This window comes from Yersinia pekkanenii (genome assembly GCF_001152565.1).
Classification (GTDB): domain Bacteria; phylum Pseudomonadota; class Gammaproteobacteria; order Enterobacterales; family Enterobacteriaceae; genus Yersinia; species Yersinia pekkanenii.
This window is the reverse complement of sequence record NZ_CQAZ01000031.1, coordinates 19,294-45,352: the sequence shown is the minus strand read 5'-3', so window position 1 is coordinate 45,352 and position 26,059 is coordinate 19,294. Positions and strand designations below refer to the sequence as shown.

Sequence of the window (26,059 nt, the reverse complement as noted above, 5' to 3'; positions counted from 1 at the left end):
GAATCCCCAAGCTGAGGTTAATGATAAAGTGCCCATGACGGAGAGAACAGGCAGGTCGTAAAGACGCCGTATTTTCTTGGTTAAAAGTAAGCATCTATGATGGTTCAAGCCGCGCCATCTCTGGCGCGGACGCTTTACTCTTCTACCTATCCTCATTGGTTTATCTTTTTTAGATCAAAACCAATGGCTAGAGTTAATGTTATCGGCCCACGTAATAACAACTCGGCGGGTGGTCGAGGTAATGGTTGAGCGCGTTTGATAACTGCCAACGCCTCGTGATCTAAAATAGCTACCCCACTACTATTGATAAGTTGAGCCGATAATACATCCCCATTTTGATTGACCGAAAAACGGATAGTGGCGGTACCTTGTTGACGCTGCTTTCTGGCACTGGGTGGATAGCGTTTAAAATCCCTCAGATGCCCGTTAACACGATTTTTCCAGTTCATTTTAATCTGTTGCTTATGTAAAGAGTCGCTATTCGATGCGGCGGCAATCTGATGACTATCGCCAGATAGCGTCGTGCTGGCGACCGCTGCAGGTGGAGAGGGTTTGCTGCGGTTCTCTGCTGTTTCTTCAATAATTGGTTTACGCGGTTTTATCACTTCTTTTTGTGGTCGTTTCGTTTTGGTCGGTTGCTTTTTTACCACCTCTAATTCTTTTTCAACAATCAGAAAGGCATCTGGTTGTTCCGGTGCCGTCAGCAAATCGGGTACTTCTTCTGGCTGATTTTCTGACCGTTCAACTTGCGGTTCGTTGAAATCCTGAGTTAACCCCACCACCGTGTTTTGTTCTAAGTTTGGCGTAAACTCCGTCTCGGCCGACAACGTAAGCATCACTGCCACCGGAGAGTGATCGGTGTGCTTAACGGGAACAGCTTCAGTACTCAGCAGCCAGAGCAAATATAGATGGGTGGAGCCCGTGAATAAGGCACTCCCCCACCAAAGAAAAATGCGGTTGTTATTCTCTCTTATTGTCATGAATTAAATCACTATATTCCTTTATTTTTAATAGGTTACTCCAAGTAACCCAGCAAAGTGTTTATTCTTCAGCAAGTGCTACATGCAGACGATCAGTGAGGGGTTTAAACAGATAATTGAGTAACGACCTTTCTCCGGTTCGGATAAAAACATCAACAGACATTCCAGGCCGGATTGTTAGCTCGGTCTGAGACATATCAATAGCGACGGTTAGAGGGTAATAAGGCTGCATGGTTTGCGGATGCTGTATACTATCTGCCCCAACATGTAATACCGACCCGTATAGTTTAGGGGTATTGCTCTGGTTAAAAGCAGAAAAACTGAGGTCGACGGGTAGACCTACCTTAGCTTTGTCAATTAGCTCTACCGGTAACTGGGCTTCAATTAAGAGTGGCTGACCACTGGGGACCAATTCCATTAATGTTTGCCCGGTACTTACCACGCCGCCTACCGTATGTTGGGCCAGAGCGATAACCGCACCACTGACCGGGGCATATATACGAGTATTGTCCAACTCATATTCTGCAATATTCAAACGCTGCTCCAACTCTTGTGTATTTTGCTGCGCTTTAGCTAATTGTTCTCGATTCTCACTTTGATACTGTTCACTCCGTTGTAATATATGCTGTTCGGTTTCATCAATCAGCCGATGAGCCTCTTCAATGTCACTGGTGTCCTGCTCTACCCGTGCATGCAGTGAAATCGCCTGACGCTCCATCTCCAACAACTGGTTTTGAGCAACATGACCATTTTTCGCCAACAACTGAATACCTTGTAATTGTTGTTGGAATAACTCGGTTTGGCGCTGGTTATTACGCCGCATTGTCTGCAAACCATTTAGCCGGTCCTGATAACGCGTAATTTGTGCGGATAGGCGAGCAATTTCGCTCAGTTGCGCCTGGCGACGATGATGGAAAAGTTGTTGTTGCAAAACAATATTACGTTCAACCAAAGACTGGGTTGGATGCAAGAATAATGTCTTGGGGAAAGTAATTTCGTCCAGACCATCCTGCTCAGCGGTTAAACGGGCTTCCTGCGCCAAAGCACTCAGATACTGATTTTGCAGATTATCCCGCTGACTACGAATCACCGAGTCATCCATGGTGATTAATAATTGCCCGACGGTTACGTCCTCTCCTTCAGCAATATGTAATTGTTGGATACGGCCCCCTTGCAGTGGCTGGATAACTTTGCGATTTTCGGCAACCACAACCTGCCCTATAACCGCAATCCCTTTATCCAGTGGTGCTAACCCAGCCCAAAGCAAGAAGCCAATAAAACCCCCGAAAACCAGTAGCCCGCCGAGGGCCAGATAGTCGCCACTGTTTATCTGTGGTTGTAATCGGTGTGGTTGTTCACGGCTTTTATCTGTAACGGGATAGCGGCTTGATTCAGGTAACATCGCTTTATCTCCATCCATGGTATCTATATTCATGATTTCTGTGCTGCGGTGCGAATGGGAGCAACACCATATGACATGCCGCTACCCCAGCCATTACGTGTGTTGGATGCTTTGGCTTCAGGTTCAGCCGCTGCCTTATCCTTACCCTGAAAGCCTTGCAATATGGTTTGAGTGTGATCAAACAACTCCATTTGCCCATTTTTCAAGAACAGTAAGTAATCACTGCCTGATAACAGCTCGGGTTTATGAGTGATCATCACAATAGTGCTACCCAGTTGCTTTAGCTGACTGATACTGCCTAATAACGCTTTCTCACCCTCTTTATCCAGGCTGGCATTGGGTTCATCCAGGACGATAAGCCGTGGAACACCATACATGGCCCGCGCCAAAGCAATTCGCTGCCGCTGGCCACCGGATAACCCTTCGCCCTCATCCCCTAGCTGGGTGTCATATCCTTGAGGTAGATGCAAAATAAGGTCATGTACATCAGCCAGTTGCGCGGCTGCGATAACTTTTTCCATATCAATCGTGCCAAAACGTGCAATGTTCTCAGCAATCGAACCGCGAAATAGCTGGATATCCTGGGGTAAGTAGCCAATAAATTCGCCCAAATGGTTTTTATCCCATTGAGAAATATTGGCGCTATCCAAACGGACCGAGCCACTAAAGGCGGGTTTACATGCCACCAACAGCTTGGCCAGAGTTGATTTACCGCTGCCTGACGGGCCCAAAACACCTAAAACATCACCGGGTTGCAGTTCAAAGTTGATGGATTGCAATACAGGAATGTGTGTGCCCGGTTTGCAGACGGTTAGTTGTTTCACGCTCAATTTGCCCACAGGTGGGGGCAGGATCATACCGATAGCGGGCTGTGGGTGTTGCGCTAACAAATAAGAGAGACGCTGATAGGCTAGACGCGTGTGGCTCCATTGTTTCCAGACGGCAATAAGCTGGTCAATCGGCCCGAGTACCCGACCAACCAAGATAGACCCGGCAATCATCACCCCTGCGGTAATGGCCCCGTCAATCACCAGCAATGCGCCAAGGCCCAGCATCATTGACTGCAATGCCTGACGGCTAGATTTGGATAAAGCAGTAACACGGCTGCTTTTATCACTGGCAATATTTTGTTGGTAGAGAAAATGTGAGTGCTGTTTCAGCCAGCGTTCGCGCAAGGCTTTTAGCATTCCCATGGCTTCGATGGTATCGGCATTACGCAGATTCGCATTGGCCTGTTGAGTCGCTTGTGAGGTGATAGTTGAGGCTTCATTCAGTGGTTTTTTGCATATCCAATGATTGAGCCAGGCAAGAAAAATCAGAATACCCGCCCCTAGACCAGCCAACGCTCCGAGCCAAGGATGAAGGATGAAGATCACCAGTAAATAGAACGGGAACCATGGTGCATCAAAAAAGGCAAACAGTGCGCTGCCGGTGGCAAACTGGCGCAGTGCGGTCAGATCATTCAGTGCCTGGGCGGCCTGCACTTTTTGACCATTAAGGTTAGAGGTAAACGCGGCATTAAAGACCTGCTGGTTCAGTTGCATATCGATGCGAGTCCCCAAACGAATAACCACCGCACTACGAACCCATTCTAATAAACCGACAAAAGCAAATATGGCCAGTACGAGGATGGTTAGCATTAATAACGTCATGGTATTTGCTGAGGCAAGAACACGATCATAAACTTGCAGCATATAAATAGCAGGTGCCAGCATCAGCAGATTGATTACGGCTGTAAATAAGCCAATACCCCAAAGGCTTTTTTTATGATGAGCCAACGCGGAAAGAAGGGTTGATGATGCCAATGAAGAGCTGGCGTTTTTACTTGATTCCATGACATCCATTTCCATACTGAAAATATTTTATCGTGAAATAGTTTGTGACTGATTTTAATTTATAAAAATAGTTTTATTTATCAGAACACATTCATTTTCGGACAAATTTACTTTCAGAATAATAACAATGTGAACCGCCGCTGTAGTGAGTATGTAGCCGTGTAGCGGTAGTATTATTTATTCAGCCAGAAGATCATTTCCTAGCAACCTTAATTAAGCAGCTAATAATATATCGCTCCCATCGGTTGCACCCAGGGCGTCAATGATTGGTGTATCGGTAATAATGTCAAACTGACTGGCAATCGCCATATCTTTGAGTGGGGTATCCACATCAATGCCTTGGGCTTTGAGGATCTCCAATATAGGGATTGCATTGCCTCTCAACAGATTGTATATGCCTTGATCCATACCATCTTGGTAAGGTTTGCCTGGCTCAGCGTGTATTGCACGGGACAATGAACAGATTGAATGATAAAAATCACCTTCAATTTCTAAGCCATCGAATCTCAACTGCACTTGTTCAAGCTGCTTACCGGTATTATCAGTGTTAGGAATTAACGACTCACCAAACTCCAAAGATTGTATATAATTCTCACTCCCCATTCTTCCATTGTCACCCAACAGCGTCCCACCAATAATTATTGCGGCACTATCATAAAAGCTTTTAAAGCCAGCAAGAACGATTTTATTATTATTCGCGTCAGTACCGCTAAAGAAGTTATATGTGTCCTCGTGATTAAGGGCCTGAACCAAGTCACCATAAGCAGTAGCCCACTGCTGGGTATAGGAAGATATAGTCTGGTCTGCGAACTGACTTTGATATTTTATAGTTACCGTCATGATAATATCCTTTAAATTAATGGTTATTCTATGTTTCATCATTGAGTCATAGAATGGTTTAAGCGGTTAACGATATTTCACTGCTATTAATCACACCTACGGTATCAATGGTTGGCACATCGGTAATAACGTCAAACTGGCTGGCAATCGCCAAATCTTTGAGTGGGGTATTTACATCAATGCCTTGGGATTTGAGGATTTCCAATATAGGGATATTATTCCCTCTCAGCAGACCATATACACCAAGATCCATATTACTTGGATAGCTATTATCTATAAGCATCGCATAATGAACCTCAAATACAGAGATATCAATGTCATCTGAAATATCTAAGCCACTGAATTTCAGTTGCACTTGCTGGAGCTGAAGTTGATGAGGCTGAGGATCCTCTAAGTTACTATCAGGAATAGGGACTAAATACTCACCAAATTCCAGACCTTCGCTGTTACCGGGAGTTAGAGGGGCCGTTTCCGATGGCTTAACGCCATTCGCTTCCAAAATCATCGCCGCTTTTATTCCCTTAGATTCCATCACTATCGCGGTTTTACTTTGAGGAGAGCTGCTTTGAATTGCGAATTTTATACCAACGGTAGGAGGATTTGGGCCAGCCGAGTAAAAACCATATTCACCTTCACCCAATTCCAGTGCTATATCCCCAAAATCAGTGGCCCACCAGTAAGTATAAGAGGAAATAGTTTCATTTTTAAATTGTTCCTGATACTTAATAGTTACTGTCATATTAACGTCCTTTTAATAAAGGATATAACTCATCGTTAAGTTATATCAATTAGAGGGTGAATTAATAAAGTCACCTAAATATATTTATCTAATATTTAAAATAAAAACATGAACCACCGCCGTAGCCAATATGCCAAATAGTCCAGAGTACGGCGGCGGTGCACTTACACTTATTACATTTATAACACTAACTCTGCTTCAGCCAAAAAATCCTTTTCCGGCTGTCTTACTTAAGCAGCTAACAACATATCGCTGCTTTCAACCACACCAACGGTATCAATCATTGGTGCATCTGACGCCATAACGTCAATTTGGCTGGCGATTGGCATATCCTTCAGTGGGGTATTCACATCAATACCTTTAGCCGCGAGTGTTTCCAGCAATGGGACAGCATTACCTCTCATAAGGCCATAAGTGGCTTTATGCATATCCCCTTGATGGTTTTCTACCATTGTTTTGGTAGGGTCATATTCACCGGTCAGATCTATGCCACTCAATTTCACTTGCACTTGGTCAAGCTGTTTACCAGTGCTATCTGAGTTATCTTTCAAGTATTCACCCAACTCCAAGTTTGCCATTTTCCCGTAGAAGGTATGGTGGGCCATATTATAGTTCAAATCACCCTCTACGATCATTGCAGTACTAACACCACTATGAGAGCTTCCAATTGAATATTGGGTACCACTAAACCACCCCCCACCAGAAAATTGGCCAACGTCCTTGGCATAGCCTGGCGCCTGCGTGTCTTTTATATCACCATGAGTGGTAGCCCACTGCTGAGTATAAGAGGTTAGAGTGTCGTTACTGAATTGGCTTTGATATTTGATAGTTACTGTCATGATAAACTTCCTTATTGCTAATAACAATTATATGACTCATCATTGAGTCACCGTGACTACAGGTGAAGTTATCATTCCACCTGAAGATTTAAATTTAATATTTATATTTAGTCTTTTTTATTTTATTTTGATAACTAAAATTTATATTCAAAACCGCCCTGAATAGTTCGACCACGATTTGGCGCAAAAGAAAGTGAATCACCATAACTGACTATATAAGCGCGATTAGTTATATTTTCTATTGTGCTACGCAAAGTTAAATTATTAGTTACCTTATAACTAGCATAAAGATCAAATAAGGTATACTTCGGCCAATCCGCAACATAAGCGGTATTAGCGTGGCCGTAGCTATTAACAACCGATGCGTCTTGATGTCCTTTGTTATAGCGAACAATGGTGCCGAGATCCAGCTTTTTATCAAATAATCTTCCACCTAAAGTTAAACTGCCACGATCACCGGGCAAATAAGCAGAAGAACCAAATAATTTATTCCCCGCCAAGCAATCAATCATATTATTCATGTTATTATTTTCGAAAGGATAAATACCATCCTTATTAGATGTAAAGGCTTGCGCTCCACCTAACCAAGCCCTTTTAGAACAAAAGTTATTAACACCAATCATTCTGGTATAATTTAAACTGGTATAAAAAAAACCCATGTCATAGCTTAATTGATATTCCAGACCACGAAAACGGGCTGCCAATAAATTATTAATGTAGGTAGCATTTGCAAAGGAACCGTAACCTAGCAGTGGTTTGGTCTTGGATAATTCAAGATTAATATAATTGCTGACGCGGGTATCAAAGTAGGCCATTTTGGCCACCAGGCGGTCTTGTTCACTAAACAGATTACTGTGTTGAATATTAATGCCCGCTTCCCAGGCTTTGGAATGCTCTGCGGCCAGAAACGGATTGGGCAAAATCCAGCCGTGACCATGTGCACTGCCGGTCGCCAGCACTTCGGTAATCGCCGGTGGCCGCCAGGATTTGCCGTAATTACCAAAAAACTCCAGCCACTGCACACCAGGTTTGATACCGATAGCCAAGGTGGGCGAAAGCTGTTGTTCACGGCGATCCACATCCCAGGTCATTTTGACCGTGTGATTATAGGAGCACCGCCTGTTTTCAGCGAGATGTTGCTCATGTATCTTTTTGTTGCATGGATTTTCACGGGAATAGTTGCCAAGGAAAGATTTGCTCTGCATCCAGGTATTACCCTTTAAGCGAAATTGATCATAACGCAGGCCACCTTCCAGCCGCAGCCAGTCTGCATGTTCGTAATTCAACTGGGCAAAGGTGCTGGTCATGGTGCGCTTGCCGGGTGGGGTGACACCCAGCATTGTTTCTTGAGTTGAGTTGCCGGTGGAGCGGTCACTAAACCACTCGAGGCCATATTTGACTTGTAATTGATGGTGGTCGGCGAAGGTAAAGTAATTGGTATTTTGCAGTTGTAAACCACGGGTGTTCAAACGGGTTTGAGTCCAAAACTTTTTACAAAAAACGGCATCAGAACACAGGGTATCGGTTTCATCATTGGTATCAACGTAATAGATTTTAGCCGCCACATCCAGCCAGGCAATATGTTCAGGCTTGAGGCTATAATCCAACCCTATACTACGGTTCAGCACATCACTTACGCTGCTCTTTTTCCAGCCCATTCTAATTCTACGGTAGGGATCTGACTTATCGACAATCTGCGTTAACATACTGGCATTGGGGCTATTTATTTGCGTTTGCAAATAGCTGAGTACCAGCCGTTGGTCAGCGGGCAGATTCCAGCCCAGTTTAGCGAGCCGTGAGCTCATTTTATAGTTGGCAAATTCAACTTTGTTATTTGTAATTTCTCTGCCTAAAACTGGGGCGGCTTCTCTGCCAAAACGAAGAGCACCAATATCCCCTTTATTGCCGGGCCAATAATCTTTTAGATTGCGCTCACTGGCAGCAATTAATAGATCACCATATTCATTACCCAGCGCCAGGACACCACCACCAATAAACTGAGTGCCGTTATCACCGGTCATGGCACGTATTTGCCCCCCCAGCTCTTTGCCCGGTTCAAGGAAGTCACTGGCATTAATAGTATTAAAGGTGGCAACCCCGCCCATACCGCTGGTAGCGCCCTTTTCAATCACCACGTTACTCAATATTTCCGGATCGATATACATCACACCATGGCGTTGACCATGACCACTTTTCATAAAATTCTGACGCATGCCGTCAATATTCATATTGACCCGGCCGTAGTCTTGGATGCCACGGATATTCACGGAAAGCGCAGGGTCTTGCTGGCTGACGCTGGAGTAGACACCGGGAGTTTGTTCCAATATATCTGCCGCATGGCGGGCAGGGCGATTATCCAGTTGTTCACGGGAGATTTCACTAACCGAATGGAGTTCATCATAGACCCAGTCACCGTCCTGAGCGTTACTGGTTCCCTCTACCTTGAGTTTATCCAACACCATGTCATTTTCACTCGACGATGCGGCGGCGGCATCAGCCTTAACGCTCGGTGAATAACCCTGTGCCGTGAGTGCCAACAATATACCAAACGCAATTTTATTCATTACGCTTATTGGCGTTTTTTTATCTCTAACTATACTTTCCATTTATGAGATTTCATCCTTATTAATAAAAACTAATACATCTATTAATTATTGACTATTACCTTAATGATATGAATGCTAATATTTGGCAATAGAATGCCATACCGAATATTAAATATTATCGGGCAGTTGATATGGTGCCGTTTACTATAAAATAAATAAGTTAATTAAATTAATAAAAGTACGCATTAAATCAAAACACATCAGATTGTTTTATTGGCGGACAGAGTAATATGTCAGATTAATACCCCTGTTATTTCCCTAACTTAATTGAGTTTATTTTTAATACTAGTAGAGGTTTTACTACAATGCCAAAATTTGATAATGATTATCATAACCATTTGTGAGTATGAACTCAACTGCACATTAAAAACAATACAGCATCAAATTAAAAATATTGACGTTACTTGAAGAGGTAAAGAATAGAGTAATAATAGTTTCGGTAACAGGAAGAGGTATATTTAACGCTCTATACCTTATAGATTTCAAGATGAATGCAAAATGGGAGGTTATTGACAACGTGCCCGCAGCGGTGAAAACAGGCCGATCGTAAAGACGCCGTAAACCCGTCCTTGGGGGCTAGAGCCGCCTAACATCGAGTCATCGAGGTTTGTCAGCAGTTTGATGGGCCACTTTAACAGTGGCCCATGCTCGATATTAATACTCAAAGAACTAAAACAACCGTGCTTTAGCCTCAGTAATGGCAGAAGCCACCTGCTGTGGTGAAACCCCACCTTTAGCCACACGTTTATCCAGGCAAGATTGCAGCGCCAGAATGGGATAGACGTCATCGCCAATCACTGCACTGAATTTCTGCAAATCACTCAGGGCCAGGGCCTCTAATGCTTTGCCCTGACGAATCGCTTCTACTACTGCTTCACCCACAATATGGTGCGCTTCGCGGAATGGCACGCCTTTGGCGACCAAATAGTCAGCCAGTTCAGTGGCATTGGCATAGCCCTGTTGTGCGGCTTCTTTGCAACGAGGGCGTTTTACCTGAATGCCGTCTAAGACCAAGGCGGCCATATGTAAGCAATCGAGCCAGGTATCCAGCGCATCAAACAAGCCTTCTTTGTCTTCCTGCATGTCTTTGTTATAAGCCAGAGGCAAACCTTTTAGCGTCATCATCATCCCGGTCAATGCACCTTGTACCCGGCCACATTTACCACGGATTAATTCCAGCGCATCCGGGTTTTTCTTCTGCGGCATCAGGGAAGAACCGGAAGTCACGCGATCGGATAAATCGACAAAAGCCGCTTCGCCACTGTTAAAGAAAATCAAGTCTTCAGCAAAACGCGATAAATGCACCATACCGATGCTGGCGTTAGACAGTAATTCCAACACATGGTCACGGTCGGAAACGCTATCCAGGCTGTTACGGGTCGCAGAGGCAAAACCTAACCAGCCCGCCAGTTGTTCGCGATCAATTGCATAAGCGGTACCTGCCAATGCGCCGCTGCCTAATGGACTGACATCCAGGCGCTTCAGGGTATCTTGCAGACGGCTTTCATCACGGGACAGCATTTCGGCATACGCCAGGCACCAGTGCGCGAAAGTGATCGGCTGAGCACGTTGCAAGTGGGTGTAACCCGGCATGACGGCATCTTGATTGGCTTCGGCGGTGATAACCAGCGCCTGCTGCAACTGCTGCACTGCAGTTTGTAATTCGGTTATCTGGAATTTGCACCACAATTTTAGATCAGTCGCCACCTGATCATTACGGCTGCGACCCGTGTGCAATTTCTTGCCTAAATCGCCAACTTTATCAATCAGTTTGGTTTCTACCCAACTGTGAATGTCTTCGGCATCACTGTTCAGAATGGCCTGTGGATCGGCCTGCACTTCTTCCAGTAACACTGAAAGCGCCTGCTCCAGTTGTTGCTGTTCAGCGGCCGTTAATACGCCAACCGTAACCAGCGCTTTCGACCAGGCAACAGAACCGATAATATCCTGTTGCGCCAGTCGGTAATCAAACCGCAGCGAATCGTTGAATTGCTTGAAACGCTGATCTGCCGCCTGACTGAACCGCCCGCCCCACAATGCCATAATCTTGCTTCCCTAGTTTCAGAATAAAAACTCATAATATACCCAAAGTAGTTGGAGTGGCAGCAAGGCAGCAAACGCACGAATCCCGTTGAGCTGACTCAAGTCAGTGATTCGGGTGAGTAAGAGCCGCTAACACTGCTGCAACTTCAAATAAGAAGGGTATTTAGGCCAGAATACGCGTGCCAATCGGCACACCATTAAACAGCGCCGGTAACTGATCAGCGTGACGCCAACTGGCAATATCCACCGGGCGGCCCAGAGAACGTGCGGCATCGAGTGCGGCATTCACTTTGATCACCATGCCATCGGTGATGATACCCTGAGCAATCAATTGTTCAGCTTTTTGTGCCGTCATTTCGGCAATCCGCTGGCCCTTGCCATCCAGAATACCACTGACATCAGACAGTAAAATCAAATCGGCCCCCAGTGTGGCGGCCAGTGCCGTTGCGGCCTGATCAGCATTCACATTCATCAGGATGCCATCTGCGGTGATACCGATGGAGCTGATAATTGGCATGTAATTCGCTGCCAGCAGGGTTTGTACCAAAGCTGGAGAGCCAGGCAGTGCTTTACCTACATGCCCCAGTGCTGCATCCAACGGGGTGACCGAAACAGTATTACCATCGCCCAGACACAGCCCGACGGCATTAATTTGGTGTTTTACCGCCCAAGCCAGTAGTGTTTTGTTGGCAGTACCGGCCAATGCACCAGTAATAATATCGATCTGATCAGCCGGGGTAACACGCAGGCCGTTTTTCTTCACCACCGGCAACGCCAGTTTTTTCATCAAATCATCGACCAGACAACCACCACCGTGCATAATCACCAACGGGCGCTCATGCTTCTCGCGATAAGTCACCAACGCAGTAAACAGGCGCTCCAGCGCTTCCTCGCTGTCCAGCAACACGCCACCTAATTTAATGACTAACGGGTTCATCATTTTTGCGCCTTATCTCATCGGATTATCAGTGTTTGCCTATTGCTTACCGTTCTATTACTTACAACAGAGACTGGGTTTGTGCAAAGCCAAAACGTATATTCATGCATTGTACGGCTTGCGCCGCTGCGCCTTTCAGCAGGTTATCTTCGGTGGCGACAATAATTAAATGTTCGCCCTGTACCGAGAAACCGATATCACAAAAAGGCAGTCCAACCACCGCTTTTAGAGCCGGAACACCTTGTTTATATAGCCGCACCAGTGGCTTATCCTGATAAGCCTGGTGATACGCCTCGGCGATATCTTGCGCCGTGACTCCGGCTTTCAGGCGGCAGGTAATGGTCGCCAAAATGCCGCGAGCGAAGTTCCCCAGGTGCGGCGTGAAAATCACCGGTATACCCAGGTGAGCCACAATCTCTGGCTGATGGCGATGATTAAACAGACCATACGGCTGAAAACTGACTTCACAGAAGCTGTTGCCGATGCTGGCTTTACGCCCGGCACCGCTGACACCACTGACTGCGTTGATCACTGGCCACTGTGCATCATTCAGCAGGCCGCCATCGATCAGCGGCTTAAGTGCCAGTTGTGATGCCGTTGGATAACAGCCGGGAACGGCAACCAGTTGTGCCTGTTTAATCTCTTCGGCCTGCCATTCGGCTAGCCCATAAACAGCTTTATCCAGCCAATCGGTATGTTTGTGCTCAAAACCGTAATATTGGCGGTAAAACTCAACATCCTTAACCCGAAACGCGCCGGAGAGATCAAACACCACACAACCGGCGGCTAAAAATTGTGGCGCTAAATCATGGCTGACCTCATGGGCGGTGGCGAGGAAGACGACATCAACCCCTTTTGCCGCCTGAGCTACATCCACCAAGGGTTGCAGCGGCAGATCAATAATGCCTTTTAGTTGCGGATGCAGGTCAGAAAGTAATTTTCCTGCATCTGCACTTTGCGCTGAAACCGCTAAAGCGGTTATGTTCATATGTGGGTGACGATTTAGGTAAGCCGTAAGTTCTGCTCCGGCATAACCACTGGCACCAACAATTAGCGTATTCAACATGGGTTAATGTCCACCTTACCCTTGGTGCTTTGGGTATAAATTTAATCGGAATAAAGACATAAGTAGTCAAAACCGGTATTTGGGTTCTCAGCAAGGTTTTACTGTTCCCCCTCGTGATTGAGCGTTGACATTTTCGTAAATTTAAGGGCGTTTTTCGGTTCCCTTACGCTCAAGCTTAATGTATTTTTATTCATAATTACTGCATGAATATTGATACTATCCTAACCAAAGGCTGTCAACAGTGAAGATGAAATTACCTCCATTTATTGAGCTGTATCGGGCGTTAATCGCAACGCCGTCGATCAGCGCAACCGATAGCGCCCTTGATCAAAGTAATGAGGCGTTAATCAACTTGTTGGCCGGATGGTTTACCGATCTGGGTTTTCGTGTCGAGATCCAGCCGGTACCTGATACCCGCCACAAATTTAATCTGCTTGCCAGCATCGGAGAAGGTCGCGGCGGGCTACTATTGGCAGGTCATACCGATACCGTGCCTTACGATGAAGGGCGCTGGACGCGCGATCCGTTTACTCTGACCGAACATGACAACAAATTGTATGGCTTGGGTACTGCCGATATGAAAGGCTTCTTCGCTTTTATTCTGGATGCGGTACGCGATATCGATGCCAGCAAGCTAAGTAAGCCGCTGTATATACTGGCAACTGCCGATGAAGAGACCACCATGGCAGGTGCGCGCTACTTTGCCGCCTCCACCCTGTTGCGCCCCGACTTTGCCATTATCGGCGAACCCACTTCGCTGCAACCAGTACGGGCGCACAAAGGGCATATTTCCAATGCGATCCGCATTACCGGCCAGTCAGGCCATTCCAGTGATCCGGCACGTGGAGTGAATGCCATTGATTTGATGCATGAATCGATTACCGAGCTAATGAAGCTGCGTACCACGCTGCAAGAGCGTTATAACAATCCGGCATTTGCTATCCCTTACCCCACGATGAATTTTGGTCATATTAATGGTGGTGATGCGGCAAACCGTATCTGTGCTTGCTGTGAATTACATATGGATATCCGCCCGCTGCCGGGGCTGACACTAAGTGATCTGGATGAATTGATGGCTGAAGCACTGGCACCTGTCAGTGCGCGCTGGCCGGGCCGCTTGAGTATTGATGAACTGCATCCACCGATTCCAGGCTATGAATGCCCGACCGATCACCATATGGTTGGGGTTATCGAGAAATTACTGGGTGAGCGCACGGCGGTGGTGAACTACTGCACCGAAGCGCCGTTTATTCAGCAAATTTGCCCAACATTGGTGTTGGGGCCAGGCTCAATCAATCAGGCTCATCAGCCGGATGAATTTATCGATATGGCGTTTATCGAGCCAACCCGCGAGTTGATTGGTCAGTTAGTCGACCATTTCTGCCAGCAGTAATTACCGCTGGTGGGGTAGGCGGATCAATATTGTTGATTAGCTAAACTGATAACGTGGCCTTAGTAATTAAATTTCAGCGATATCTCTAAAATTGATGTTTTTTTGCTGAAAATAGTGTCAATTGGGCTATGGAATTGAACGTGGCGAGTGGATTTTTCCATCTCTGCCTTTTGGATGAAACTAATTTACAAAAAGAAATCATATACTCTAAATAATTCGAGTTGCAGGTAGGCGGCAAACGAGCGAATCCCCAGGAGCTTACTTGAGTAAGTGACTGGGGTGAGGGAATGTGGCCAACACCCCTGCGGCTTGAAGTATGACGAGTATAATGGGTCAGGGGTCATATGAACGAACAGTATTCCGCAATGCGAAGTAACGTCAGTATGCTCGGCAAACTACTCGGGGACACCATCAAGGAAGCGTTAGGCGAGCACATTCTTGATCGGGTAGAAACCATTCGTAAATTATCCAAATCTTCGCGTGCCGGTAATGAAGCAAGCCGTCAGGAACTGCTAACCACGCTGCAAAATCTGTCCAACGATGAGCTGCTGCCGGTAGCCCGGGCTTTTAGCCAATTCCTCAATCTGACCAATACGGCAGAGCAATATCACAGTATTTCGCCACACGGTGAAGCCGCAAGTAACCCGGAAGCTCTGGCTCAACTGTTCACTCGCTTAAAAGACAGAAAGCTGAGCGAACAAGACATGCGCAGCGCGGTTGATGATTTATCCATTGAGCTGGTGTTAACCGCTCATCCAACCGAAATTACCCGCCGTACCCTGATCCATAAACTGGTGGAAGTGAATACTTGCCTGAGCCAGTTGGATCACAATGATTTAGCCGATTACGAACGTAACAAGATCATGCGTCGTTTGCGTCAGTTAGTCGCACAATCATGGCATACCGACGAAATTCGCAAAATTCGTCCTTCCCCGGTGGATGAAGCCAAATGGGGCTTTGCCGTGGTTGAAAACAGCCTATGGGAAGGTGTGCCAGCCTTCCTACGTGAGTTTAACGAGCAGTTGCAAAACTCCCTCGATTATCGCTTACCGGTAGAAGCGGTGCCGATCCGCTTTACTTCCTGGATGGGCGGTGACCGCGACGGTAACCCCAATGTGACCGCTGAAATTACTCGCCATGTGCTGTTACTCAGTCGTTGGAAAGCCACCGACCTGTTCCTGCGTGATATCCAAGTGCTGGTGTCTGAGCTTTCGATGTCGGAATGTACGCCGGAACTGCGTGAACTGGCTGGGGGCGAAGAGGTGGTTGAACCTTATCGCGAACTGATGAAACGTGTTCGTACCCAGTTGACCAACACTCAGACCTATCTGGAAGGCCGCCTGAAGGGCGAGCGCGTATTGCCACCAACAGATTTGCTGGTCAGCAATGACCAACTGTGGGACCCACTTTACGCCTGTTATCAGTCTCTAAAAGCCTGTGGCATGGAAATCATCGCTAACGGTCAATTGCTGGATACCCTGCGCCGCGTGCGCTGCTTTGGCGTGCCATTGGTGCGTATCGATGTGCGTCAGGAAAGCACCCGCCATACCGATGCGATTGCTGAACTGACCCGCTATTTGGGTCTTGGCGATTATGAGCGTTGGTCTGAGGCTGATAAACAAGCCTTCCTGATCCGCGAACTAAACTCCAAGCGCCCGTTAGTTCCACTGAAATGGGAACCGAGCGCCGATACACAGGAAGTGCTGGAAACCTGTCGGGTGATTGCCGAGGCACCACAAGGCTCTATCGCTGCGTATGTCATCTCCATGGCGAAAGTGCCATCAGATGTGCTGGCAGTGCATTTACTGCTAAAAGAAGCCGGTTGCCCATTCACCCTGCCGGTCGCACCGCTGTTCGAAACTCTCGACGACCTGAACAACGCTGATGACGTAATGACGCAGTTGTTGAACATCGACTGGTATCGCGGCCTGATCCAAGGCAAGCAGATGGTGATGATTGGCTATTCCGACTCAGCGAAAGATGCTGGCGTGATGGCGGCATCCTGGGCGCAATACCGTGCGCAAGATGCGTTGATCAAAACCTGCGAGAAAGCCGGTATTTCCCTGACCCTGTTCCATGGCCGTGGCGGTTCTATCGGTCGCGGTGGTGCGCCCGCTCACGCCGCGCTGCTGTCTCAGCCTCCGGGTAGCCTGAAAGGGGGTTTGCGCGTCACTGAACAGGGCGAGATGATCCGCTTTAAGTTCGGTCTGCCAGAAGTGACTATCAGCAGCCTGGCGCTGTATGCCGGGGCGATTCTGGAAGCCAATCTGTTACCGCCGCCAGAGCCGAAGAAAGAGTGGGTTGAGGTGATGGATATTCTGTCTGATGCTTCCTGCGAGATGTATCGCGGCTATGTGCGTGAGAACCCAGATTTCGTTCCTTACTTCCGTGCCGCGACACCAGAACTGGAATTAGGCAAGCTCCCCTTGGGTTCACGCCCAGCCAAACGCCGCCCGAACGGCGGGGTAGAAAGCCTGCGTGCTATTCCATGGATTTTCGCCTGGACGCAAAACCGCCTGATGCTACCTGCCTGGCTGGGTGCCGGTGCCGGTTTGCAAAAAGCTATCGATGCTGGTAAACGAGATGCCCTCGCCACGATGTGTCGTGACTGGCCGTTCTTCTCTACCCGTATCGGGATGCTGGAAATGGTGTTCGCTAAAGCAGATTTGTGGCTGGCAGAATACTATGACCAGCGTTTGGTGGATAAATCGCTGTGGCCGTTAGGTCAGCAGTTACGCGACCAATTGGCCGCCGATATCAAAGTGGTGCTGGCTATCGCCAACGATGACCACCTGATGGCTGATTTACCGTGGATTGCGGAGTCTATCGCGTTACGTAACGTGTACACCGACCCACTCAACGTCCTGCAAGCCGAACTGTTGCACCGTTCGCGTCAGCAAGAACACCCAGACCCTCGTGTTGAGCAGGCATTAATGGTGACTATTGCAGGTGTTGCGGCAGGGATGCGTAATACTGGCTAGGGTTTGATTCTGGCAGGATTAAAGGGGCCTCGGCCCCTTTAACAACTTACGGCCTTACCCCTAAGGTATGGCAAATCGCATAACTCAACTCAGCCCGGTTCAGGGTATAGAAGTGGAAATCCTTCACGCCTTCACGGCTTAATATCTTCACCATATCCATCGCCACCGATGCCCCCACCATTTTGCGCGTCTCAGGGTCGTTATCCAGCCCTTCGAATATCTTGGTCATCCAGTTAGGCACCCGCACATTGGTCATGGTAGCGAAACGCTGAAGCTGCTTAAAGTTAGATACCGGTAAAATGCCGGGTACGATCTCAACGTCAATGCCGGTAGCCACACAGCGATCACGGAAACGCAGGTAGCTCTCAACATCAAAAAAGAACTGCGTAATAGCACGGTTAGCGCCCGCATCGATCTTGCGTTTCAGGTTAATCAGATCAGCCTGTGCGCTTTTCGCTTCAGGATGAACTTCCGGATAAGCCGCAACTGAGATATCAAAATCACCCACGTCTTTCAGCAAGGCCACCAGGTCAGAAGCGTACATTTCCGGTTTGCCGCTATCCGGTGGCAAATCACCGCGCAGGGCAACAATATGGCGGATACCACTATTCCAGTAGTCGGTGGCGATATCACGTAATTGGGTCGGAGAAGCATCAATACAGGTCAGATGCGGTGCCGCCTCGAGGCCAGTACGTTCTTTAATGCCTTTGATGATGCTATGAGTGCGATCGCGCTCACCAGAGTTTGCACCATAAGTTACTGAAACAAATTTCGGTTTCAGGATGCTAAGGCGGTCAATCGAGCTCCACAGGGTGTCTTCCATCTCGCTGGTACGCGGCGGGAAAAACTCAAAGGAAACATTAATCTGACCCTGCAACTCTGCCAGACTTTGATTCAGCGCTTCCCGCTGGTTTGCGTGAAAAAAACTCATACCCTGTTACTCCAGTGTCGTTATGACGACTTATGTTATCGCTCACTTATGAGTGTCTATACGTTTAGACGGCTAAATAGAAAATGACGGAAGTTGGCTAAAGAGTCAACTTTTAAATAAGTTTAGAATGATGATGATTGTTCACACGCAATATGCGGAAAATTCATGCAGCCGCTAAAGTGGGATTGTGCCTCCCCTGCGGTGGGCAGAAGAGGCGAATTAATGCAGATTACAGCAGTTGGGACAGGCGGTTTAAATCAGACTGAATGGCACCGGCAGTCACGTCGCGCCCGGCTCCAGGGCCACGGATGACTAACGGATTGTCTCGATACCAACGGCTCTCAATGGCAAAGACATTATCGCAGGGGAGCAACGAGGCCAATGGATGATCAGCACGGACGGCTTCAACGCCCACTCGCGCCTTACCATTGGCGTCAAAACGGGCCACATAACGTAATACCAGCCCCATCTCATTGGCGGCTTCCAAGCGCTGTATCATTTGTTGATTCAATGCTTCACCATTTTCAAAGAACTGATCTACGGAACCGACATCAGCACCGGCAGGTACCAGCGATTCCACTCGCACCTGATTTGGCTCGATGTCGTAACCTGCCTCACGGGCCAGGATCACCAACTTGCGCATGACATCCTGACCGGAGAGATCCACTCGCGGGTCGGGTTCTGTCAGCCCTTGTTGCCAGGCTTGATCCACCAATTCGGTAAACGGCACCGTGCCATCGAATTGCAGGAATAACCATGACAATGTGCCGGAGAAAATACCGCTGATCGCCAGAATACTGTCGCCACTATCACGCAGGTCGCGTACCGTGTGATTCACCGGCAAACCGGCACCCACAGTGGCGTTATACAGCCAGTGGCGGCCTGTTTTAGCGAAAGCATCACGGATTTGGCGATAATTATTACTACTGGAAGCACCGGCCAGTTTGTTGGCGCTGATAACGTGGAAACCGTAGCTGGCAAAATCCAGGTATTGTTCAGCCAATGATTCGCTGGCGGTCACATCCAGCACCACTAAATCATCAAACGGGTGCGCTCGCATCCACAAGAATAGCGATTCTTCATCCTGTTCTTTGGCTTCGTCATCGTAAAATGCCAACATCCGGCTGGCATCCAGCCCGTCGTAACTTAATAGGCTGCGACGGCTGTCCACTACGCCGGCCAGCACAAACTCAAAACCGCTGCGTGCCGAGATATTCTTCTGCTCGCGGGCGAATAGCTCCAGCCAGCGTGCGCCGATATTGCCTTTGCCAAACAGCATCAGGCCAATACGCTTTTCTGCACGGAACAGCGACTGGTGCAAGCCCTGAATCAGGTGTTCAGTTGGCCCAAGACGCAGAATGGCCACCATGCTGATGCCGTCTTCCGCCTGCCAGATAAATTCAACCGGTTGATCTTTCAGTTGTTGATAGAAACGGTGGCTGTGTAGCGGGTTCTTGCTCACCCCCGCGCCCACCAGAGCCACCAGCGCCAGCCCCTCACGCAGGGCTAATCTCCCCGGCAGCGTGGCATCTTCCAGCACTCTTAATGCACTGTTAACCACTTCGGAGGTGTAGCAGAGTTGCAACAGGTTACGATCAGGGTGAATACCGGTCGCCAGCGGCTTGATTTGCGCGCGTTTGAGCAGTAAATCGATCTCTTTCTGCGCCAGCGAGAAATCATGGTGACTGGCAATCTGTAATTCGATTAGGCAGACATCATCGTGGCTGGTGACAATTTTGGCACCCGAGCCTGACGCCAACACACGTTCAATACGGGTTGAGCCTTGCTCTGGCTGGTAGCTGCAACGCAGTTGTAAATCAATATCGCTGCCGGAAACCGGCTGTAGCGTTCGCGTGTGTAACACCGGTGCCGCCAGACGGGCCAGTTCACTGGCTTCATCCAACCGCAGTAATGGTAATAGGCAGGCATCTTTCACTTTGCGCGGGTCAGCGCTGTATACCCCGGCAACGTCACTCCAAATAGTGACGCGTTCGACCCCCGCCAGCGCACCAACTTGAGTGGCCGAGTAGTCACTGCCGTTACGCCCTAACAACACGGTTTCACCGGCGTTGTTGCGCGAGATAAAGCCGGTTACGACTAAGCGTTGATGCGGATGCTGCGCCATCAACTGTTGCAACAACGGATAAGAGCGGCCTTCATCAATTTGTGGCTGCGCCGCACGTTCAGCACGCAGGAAAGTGCGAGCATCAAGCCAGGCGGCGTCCATGTCTAACTTGTTCAGTACCGCAGCCATCAGACGGGCGGACCAAATCTCACCATGGCCAAGCACTTCGGCATAAATCGCATCGTCTACTTTGTTATCCAGCAAACCCGCCAGGCGTTCCAAATCATGGATCAACGTAGTAATCAGCGGCTCAGCCATTTCTGGCGACAATAAACCGCTAATCAGATCGTGTTGATAACGACGTAGATTTTGCTGTACCTGATGGGCAGAAAGACGATCACTTTGGCTCAGTTTCAACCAGCTAATCAGTTGGTTGGTGGTGCTACCGGCTGCTGATACCACCATAAGATCACCAGGGCGACTGTAGTTAGCCATAATATTGGCTACTCGCAGGTAACACTTCACATCCGCAAGGCTACTCCCACCAAATTTATGCAGTTGACGGCCCGTTACCGCCGCTGCTACCGCTGTTGCATTCATGCTTACCTCGTTCCTGCCAACTGGAAAGCATTTTCCAGATCGGCAATCAAATCTTCGCTGTCTTCAATACCCACGGAAATACGCAATAAGCTATCAGTAATACCTGCGGCAATGCGCGCTTCTGGCGCCATACCGGCATGGGTCATGGTCGCGGCATGAGAGATTAGGCTTTCTACGCCGCCTAAAGACTCCGCCAAAGTAAACAACGCAAGGGCCGAGAGGAAACGCCGTAGTACCTGCTCATCGCCATTGAGTTCAAAACTGAGCATCGCACCAAAACCAGACTGCTGACGGCGTGCAATTTCGTGGCCGGGATGTTGTGGCAGAGAAGGATGATACAGCTTTTTCACTAAAGGCTGCTGCTGTAAATAACGAACAATGTCATCCGCGTTACGCTGCTGTTGAGCCATACGGGGCAATAAGGTACGTAAACCACGTAATAACAGGTAACTATCAAACGCAGCACCGGTGACACCAATATTATTCGCCCACCATGCCAGCTCCACCGCCAGTTCAGGATCTTTGGCAATCACCGCCCCCGCCACTACGTCTGAGTGGCCGTTCAGATATTTAGTGCAAGAATGAATCACCAGATCCGCACCTAAAGTAAGAGGCTGTTGTAACGCTGGGCTGAGGAATGTGTTGTCACAAACAGTCAATGCGCCGACGGCATGGGCCGCTGTGCAGATAGCAGCAATATCCACCACGCGTAACAGTGGATTACTCGGGGTTTCAATTAACACCAATTTTGGTTTTTCAGCCAACGCTCGGCTTAAGGCTGTTTCATCGCCCTGATCAACAAACAGCACTCGGTAAGCACCGCGCTTACTCAGGCTATCGAATAACCGGTAGCTGCCGCCGTAACAATCATGTGGGGCGACCAGTAGATCACCCGGCTTGAGAAATGTGGTGCAAACCAAATGAATCGCCGACATCCCGCTGCTGGTCATTACCGCACCTGCGCCACCCTCCAATTCAGCCAGCGCTCGCTGCACTACATCACGCGTCGGATTGCCGCGACGTGAATAGTCATGTACGCGAGGCTGATTAAAATCAGTAAAATTATAGGTACTGGAGAGGTGAATCGGAGGAACAACGCAGCCGTATTGCTCGTCATCGTTCAACCCACTACGGACTGCTATTGTTGCCTGTTTACGCGTCATATGAAGTTCCACCAGCCGGTTATCGAGAAAATGTTACGTCAGAGTAGACGCACAAATTACGGACGTCAATACATCTGGACATCTAAACTTCTTTCCGTATAGATTGAGCCATGGAATAATAACCGCTAAAATTATAGAGGTTTTAGATATCCTAATGATGCCAGTCAGCTTTCAGCGGCGCTTTGTTTAACCGCAAAGACGCGATAGAAAGGTAACGGCTATCAATAAGTAGCAAAAAAGGTTATTTCAGTGACCCTAGTCTACTAAAATTGACATTTATTTAGTGAGAATAGCGAAGATCGGGCATAATTGGCCGGTTTTCAGAATGTTGTATTTTTCCGACAAATTTAAGGTGTCCCATGGCTGAGTGGAACGGCGAGTATGTCAGCCCTTACGCTGAACACGGCAAGAAAAGCGAACAGGTCAAAAAAATTACGGTATCCATTCCGCTGAAGGTGTTAAAAATCCTCACCGATGAACGGACCCGCCGTCAGGTGAACAACCTGCGCCACGCCACCAACAGTGAATTGTTGTGTGAGGCTTTTTTGCATGCATTTACTGGTCAGCCGTTGCCGAATGACGAAGACCTGCGTAAAGAGCGCAGTGATGAAATTCCGGAAGCCGCGAAGATTTTAATGCGTGAGTTGGGTGTTGACCCCGATACCTGGGAATATTGATAACGATAACTTCGGCTTAATTTCTCCGAACCCGCAACGTTTAGAATCCTCTTTCGCTAAAAACAAAAAAGGCGCCCAAGGCGCCTTTTTCATCTGACGGGCAATTATGGCTTCGCAGCACCCGGCACGCTGAAACGCTTGTTAAAGCGGTCAACACGGCCACCGGTAGCAACGTCACGCTGCTTGCCAGTATAGAACGGGTGGCATTCGCCGCACACGTCCAGATTCAGGTTCTTACCAACTGTTGAGTTGATTTGGATAACGTTACCGCAAGAGCAAGAAGCAGTAACTTCTTCGTATTTAGGGTGGATACCTTTTTTCATGGAAAACCTCTATATTTAGGCCGTGTCGCTATCCAGCCCTGTTCCGCCAGACACCACACGATTAAGAAATAACAATCGCTGATAAAACAAGCAACGGTTGTTCATAGGATTTGATATCAAATTATACCAAAGGCGGCGAATCATACAGAATTTGACCAAACCGCGCAATCGAATCCGTACATTGTGATACATGCGGTGTAAACTGCTCAATCTTTTTTTAATCAGGATCGCAACATGTCCGTTGTTCAAGTGGCATTACCCGTACCGCTGGCTCGTACTTTCGATTACCGTTTAGGCAGCGCCATGGCCTGCCCAGGGGTCGGTGCTCGCGTCAGTGTGCCGTTTGGTAAACGCAAAGCCATCGGGATCGTAGTGGGTATCAGTGATACCAGCACCTTCCCCCTTGAACAACTTAAAGCCGTTGATGCTGTTTTGGACAACCACAGCTTATTCCCACCTAGCCTATGGCGCATACTGTGCTGGGCCACCGAGTATTATCATTATCCGATTGGTGAAGTGCTATTCCATGCTCTGCCGATCCTGCTACGGCAAGGGAAGCCCGCGCAATCAGCGCCGTTGTGGCAATGGTTTGCCACAGAACAAGGCCGGGCCACACCACCGGAAAGTTTAAAACGCGCGCCCAAACAACAACAGGCCCTGGCCGCATTATTACAAAAACCAGTCTATCGCCATCAGGTTAATGAAATGGCGTTAACCGAAAGTGCATTGCAAGCCTTGCGCAGTAAAGGGTTGATTGATCTGCGGGCGCAAGCAGCCACAACGATTGACTGGCGTGATGGTTTCTCAGTATTAGGTGAGCGCCTGCGATTGAACACCGAGCAGGCGACTGCCGTCGGTGCGATCCGCAGTGAAGATACCCATTTTTCTGCCTGGCTACTGGCTGGGGTCACCGGCTCCGGTAAAACAGAGGTTTATCTCAGTGTGCTGGAAAATATTCTGGCTCAGGGCCGTCAGGCGCTGGTTCTGGTGCCTGAGATTGGCCTGACTCCACAGACTATTGCCCGTTTTCGCGAACGCTTTAACGCCCCCGTTGAGGTACTCCATTCCGGCTTAAACGACAGCGAACGTTTATCCGTCTGGTTAAGGGCGCAGAACGGCGAAGCCGCCATTGTGATTGGTACCCGCTCGGCACTGTTTACCCCGTTCTCCCGCCTTGGGGTCATTATTATCGATGAAGAGCACGACAGCTCTTATAAACAGCAGGAAGGCTGGCGTTACCATGCCAGAGATTTAGCCGTCTTCCGCGCCCGTGAAGAAAATATCCCCATCGTGATGGGCACCGCAACCCCTGCACTGGAGACGCTGTATAACGTACAAATGGGCAAGTATCGCCAACTCACCCTGACCAAACGGGCTGGGAATGCAACGCCGGCAGTACAACATTTACTCGATCTGAAAGGGCTACCGTTAAAAGTTGGCCTATCTCAGCCACTGCTGAAACGAATGAAAACTCACTTGCAGGCCAACAACCAAGTGATTTTATTCCTCAACCGCCGTGGTTATGCTCCTGCCCTGCTGTGCCATGAGTGTGGCTGGATTGCCGAATGCCAGCGCTGCGACCACTATTACACCTTGCATCAGAATTACCGTCAGTTGCGCTGCCACCATTGCGACAGCCAGCGGCCTGTGCCTCAGCAATGCCCGAAATGCGGCTCGACCCATATGGTCTCCGTTGGCGTCGGCACTGAGCAGTTGGAAAACGAACTGGCTCCGCTATTCCCAGACACCCCGATCACCCGAATTGACCGTGATACCACCAGTCGCAAAGGCTCATTGGAACAACATTTGGCTGATGTGCATCAAGGGGGGGCCCGTATTTTGATTGGTACTCAAATGCTGGCAAAAGGCCATCACTTCCCCGATGTCACCCTGGTGGCCTTGCTGGATGTCGACGGTGCGCTGTTCTCGGCAGATTTTCGCTCGGCAGAGCGTTTTGCTCAGCTTTATACTCAAGTATCTGGCCGTGCAGGGCGTGCAGGTAAGCAAGGCGAAGTCATTTTACAGACCCACCATCCTGAGCACCCACTGCTGCAAATTCTATTACAGCAAGGCTACGATGCCTTTGCCAAACAGGCATTGGCAGAACGTAAAAGTGTATTTTTACCCCCTTATACCAGCCATATCATTGTGCGCAGCGAAGACCACGATAATCAGCAGTCAGCACTGTTTCTGCAACAATTACGAAATTTACTGGAAGCCAGCCCACTGAAAGATGATGCACTGTGGATTATGGGGCCGGTTCCGGCATTGCAGGCCAAACGTAGTGGGCGCTTCCGCTGGCAATTACTGCTGCAACATCCTTCACGGCAATTGCTGCAACGGCTGATAAAAACCTCTCAACCGCTCATCAATACGTTGCCACAGGCACGTAAGGTTAAGTGGACGTTGGATGTCGATCCAATAGACAGCTAACTCCCTTGATGCAACAGCGTTGCTAGCTATGTTCGTTACTCGCCCCATCCATGGGCCTCGCGGCTGCAAACAGCCTCGCTGTAACGCCAATGACTTTGGGTAATATCTCTTTTACTTGAGTAATTTATTGTCTACTCGGTACCGCAAAGCAATCGTTTACCCTGCTTTCTGCGAGCTAGTTCGAAAAAACCTACTTATGTCACACT

General features: G+C 48.4%; 18 protein-coding genes and 1 pseudogene. 4 read left to right on the top strand and 15 right to left on the bottom strand.

The features are described from left to right. Positions 1 to 152: 152 nt before the first annotated feature. From AEP37_RS15590 to argC, 11 genes and pseudogenes are all read right to left on the bottom strand, one after another. Positions 153 to 980, bottom strand: coding sequence for an energy transducer TonB family protein (locus tag AEP37_RS15590; RefSeq protein ID WP_049614200.1), 828 nt, complete (start codon positions 978 to 980; stop codon positions 153 to 155). A 61-nt stretch (positions 981 to 1,041) separates the two neighbouring features. Beyond that, a complete protein-coding gene (locus AEP37_RS15585; RefSeq protein ID WP_049614209.1) occupies positions 1,042 to 2,382 on the bottom strand; it encodes an HlyD family type I secretion periplasmic adaptor subunit in 1,341 nt (446 codons plus the stop codon). A 29-nt stretch (positions 2,383 to 2,411) separates the two neighbouring features. After that, on the bottom strand, positions 2,412 to 4,217 hold the full coding sequence (locus AEP37_RS15580; RefSeq protein WP_049614199.1) for a type I secretion system permease/ATPase: 1,806 nt from the start codon (positions 4,215 to 4,217) through the stop codon (positions 2,412 to 2,414). A 213-nt stretch (positions 4,218 to 4,430) separates the two neighbouring features. Next, on the bottom strand, positions 4,431 to 5,057 hold the full coding sequence (locus tag AEP37_RS15575) for a heme acquisition protein HasA (protein WP_049614198.1): 627 nt from the start codon (positions 5,055 to 5,057) through the stop codon (positions 4,431 to 4,433). Between the two features lie 58 nt (positions 5,058 to 5,115). Further along, entirely contained in the window at positions 5,116 to 5,796 is a 681-nt protein-coding gene (locus tag AEP37_RS15570; protein ID WP_049614197.1) for a heme acquisition protein HasA, read from the bottom strand. 230 nt (positions 5,797 to 6,026) lie between these two features. Further along, complete coding sequence (locus AEP37_RS15565; protein ID WP_049614196.1) at positions 6,027 to 6,635, bottom strand: heme acquisition protein HasA; 609 nt, start codon at positions 6,633 to 6,635, stop codon at positions 6,027 to 6,029. Between the two features lie 134 nt (positions 6,636 to 6,769). After that, positions 6,770 to 9,241 (bottom strand): TonB-dependent hemoglobin/transferrin/lactoferrin family receptor, encoded by a 2,472-nt coding sequence (locus AEP37_RS15560; RefSeq protein ID WP_049614195.1) that lies wholly within the window; start codon positions 9,239 to 9,241, stop codon positions 6,770 to 6,772. Between the two features lie 466 nt (positions 9,242 to 9,707). Beyond that, positions 9,708 to 9,809: pseudogene (locus tag AEP37_RS27745) on the bottom strand (gluconate 5-dehydrogenase); the annotation flags it as partial. Between the two features lie 101 nt (positions 9,810 to 9,910). Then, a complete protein-coding gene (gene argH, locus AEP37_RS15555) occupies positions 9,911 to 11,284 on the bottom strand; it encodes an argininosuccinate lyase (protein WP_049614194.1) in 1,374 nt (457 codons plus the stop codon). A gap of 163 nt (positions 11,285 to 11,447) precedes the next feature. Further along, positions 11,448 to 12,221, bottom strand: coding sequence for an acetylglutamate kinase (gene argB, locus AEP37_RS15550; protein WP_049614208.1), 774 nt, complete (start codon positions 12,219 to 12,221; stop codon positions 11,448 to 11,450). 61 nt (positions 12,222 to 12,282) lie between these two features. Beyond that, positions 12,283 to 13,287 carry an N-acetyl-gamma-glutamyl-phosphate reductase gene (gene argC / locus AEP37_RS15545; protein ID WP_049614193.1) on the bottom strand — a complete coding sequence of 335 codons (1,005 nt, stop codon included), beginning with the start codon at positions 13,285 to 13,287 and terminating at the stop codon, positions 12,283 to 12,285. A 247-nt stretch (positions 13,288 to 13,534) separates the two neighbouring features. Between argC and argE the strand changes: the two genes are divergently transcribed. Together argE and ppc are read left to right on the top strand one after the other, a co-directional pair. Then, entirely contained in the window at positions 13,535 to 14,680 is a 1,146-nt protein-coding gene (gene argE / locus AEP37_RS15540; RefSeq protein WP_049614192.1) for an acetylornithine deacetylase, read from the top strand. A gap of 344 nt (positions 14,681 to 15,024) precedes the next feature. After that, positions 15,025 to 17,661 (top strand): phosphoenolpyruvate carboxylase, encoded by a 2,637-nt coding sequence (gene ppc, locus AEP37_RS15535; RefSeq protein ID WP_049614191.1) that lies wholly within the window; start codon positions 15,025 to 15,027, stop codon positions 17,659 to 17,661. Positions 17,662 to 17,707: 46 nt separating this feature from the next. Here the strand turns inward: ppc and metF are convergent, their stop codons facing one another. The 3 genes from metF to metB all read right to left on the bottom strand — a co-directional run bounded on the left by metF (position 17,708) and on the right by metB (position 22,420). Next, positions 17,708 to 18,592 carry a methylenetetrahydrofolate reductase gene (gene metF / locus AEP37_RS15530; RefSeq protein ID WP_049614190.1) on the bottom strand — a complete coding sequence of 295 codons (885 nt, stop codon included), beginning with the start codon at positions 18,590 to 18,592 and terminating at the stop codon, positions 17,708 to 17,710. Between the two features lie 229 nt (positions 18,593 to 18,821). Then, entirely contained in the window at positions 18,822 to 21,257 is a 2,436-nt protein-coding gene (locus tag AEP37_RS15525) for a bifunctional aspartate kinase/homoserine dehydrogenase II (protein WP_049614189.1), read from the bottom strand. Between the two features lie 2 nt (positions 21,258 to 21,259). Then, the gene (gene metB, locus AEP37_RS15520) at positions 21,260 to 22,420 is read right to left on the bottom strand and encodes a cystathionine gamma-synthase (protein WP_049614188.1); all 1,161 of its coding nucleotides are present in this window, start codon (positions 22,418 to 22,420) and stop codon (positions 21,260 to 21,262) included. A gap of 359 nt (positions 22,421 to 22,779) precedes the next feature. On the opposite strand from metB, the gene metJ reads away from it, so the two are divergent. Next, positions 22,780 to 23,097, top strand: a complete 318-nt coding sequence (gene metJ / locus AEP37_RS15515) for a met regulon transcriptional regulator MetJ (RefSeq protein WP_004392248.1) — start codon at positions 22,780 to 22,782, stop codon at positions 23,095 to 23,097. 104 nt (positions 23,098 to 23,201) lie between these two features. Here the strand turns inward: metJ and rpmE are convergent, their stop codons facing one another. Next, positions 23,202 to 23,420: a 50S ribosomal protein L31 gene (gene rpmE / locus AEP37_RS15510; RefSeq protein ID WP_049614187.1), complete on the bottom strand. Its 219-nt coding sequence runs from the start codon at positions 23,418 to 23,420 to the stop codon at positions 23,202 to 23,204. Between the two features lie 234 nt (positions 23,421 to 23,654). Between rpmE and priA the strand changes: the two genes are divergently transcribed. Next, the gene (gene priA, locus AEP37_RS15505; protein ID WP_049614186.1) at positions 23,655 to 25,853 is read left to right on the top strand and encodes a primosomal protein N'; all 2,199 of its coding nucleotides are present in this window, start codon (positions 23,655 to 23,657) and stop codon (positions 25,851 to 25,853) included. The last annotated feature ends 206 nt before the right edge of the window (positions 25,854 to 26,059 follow it).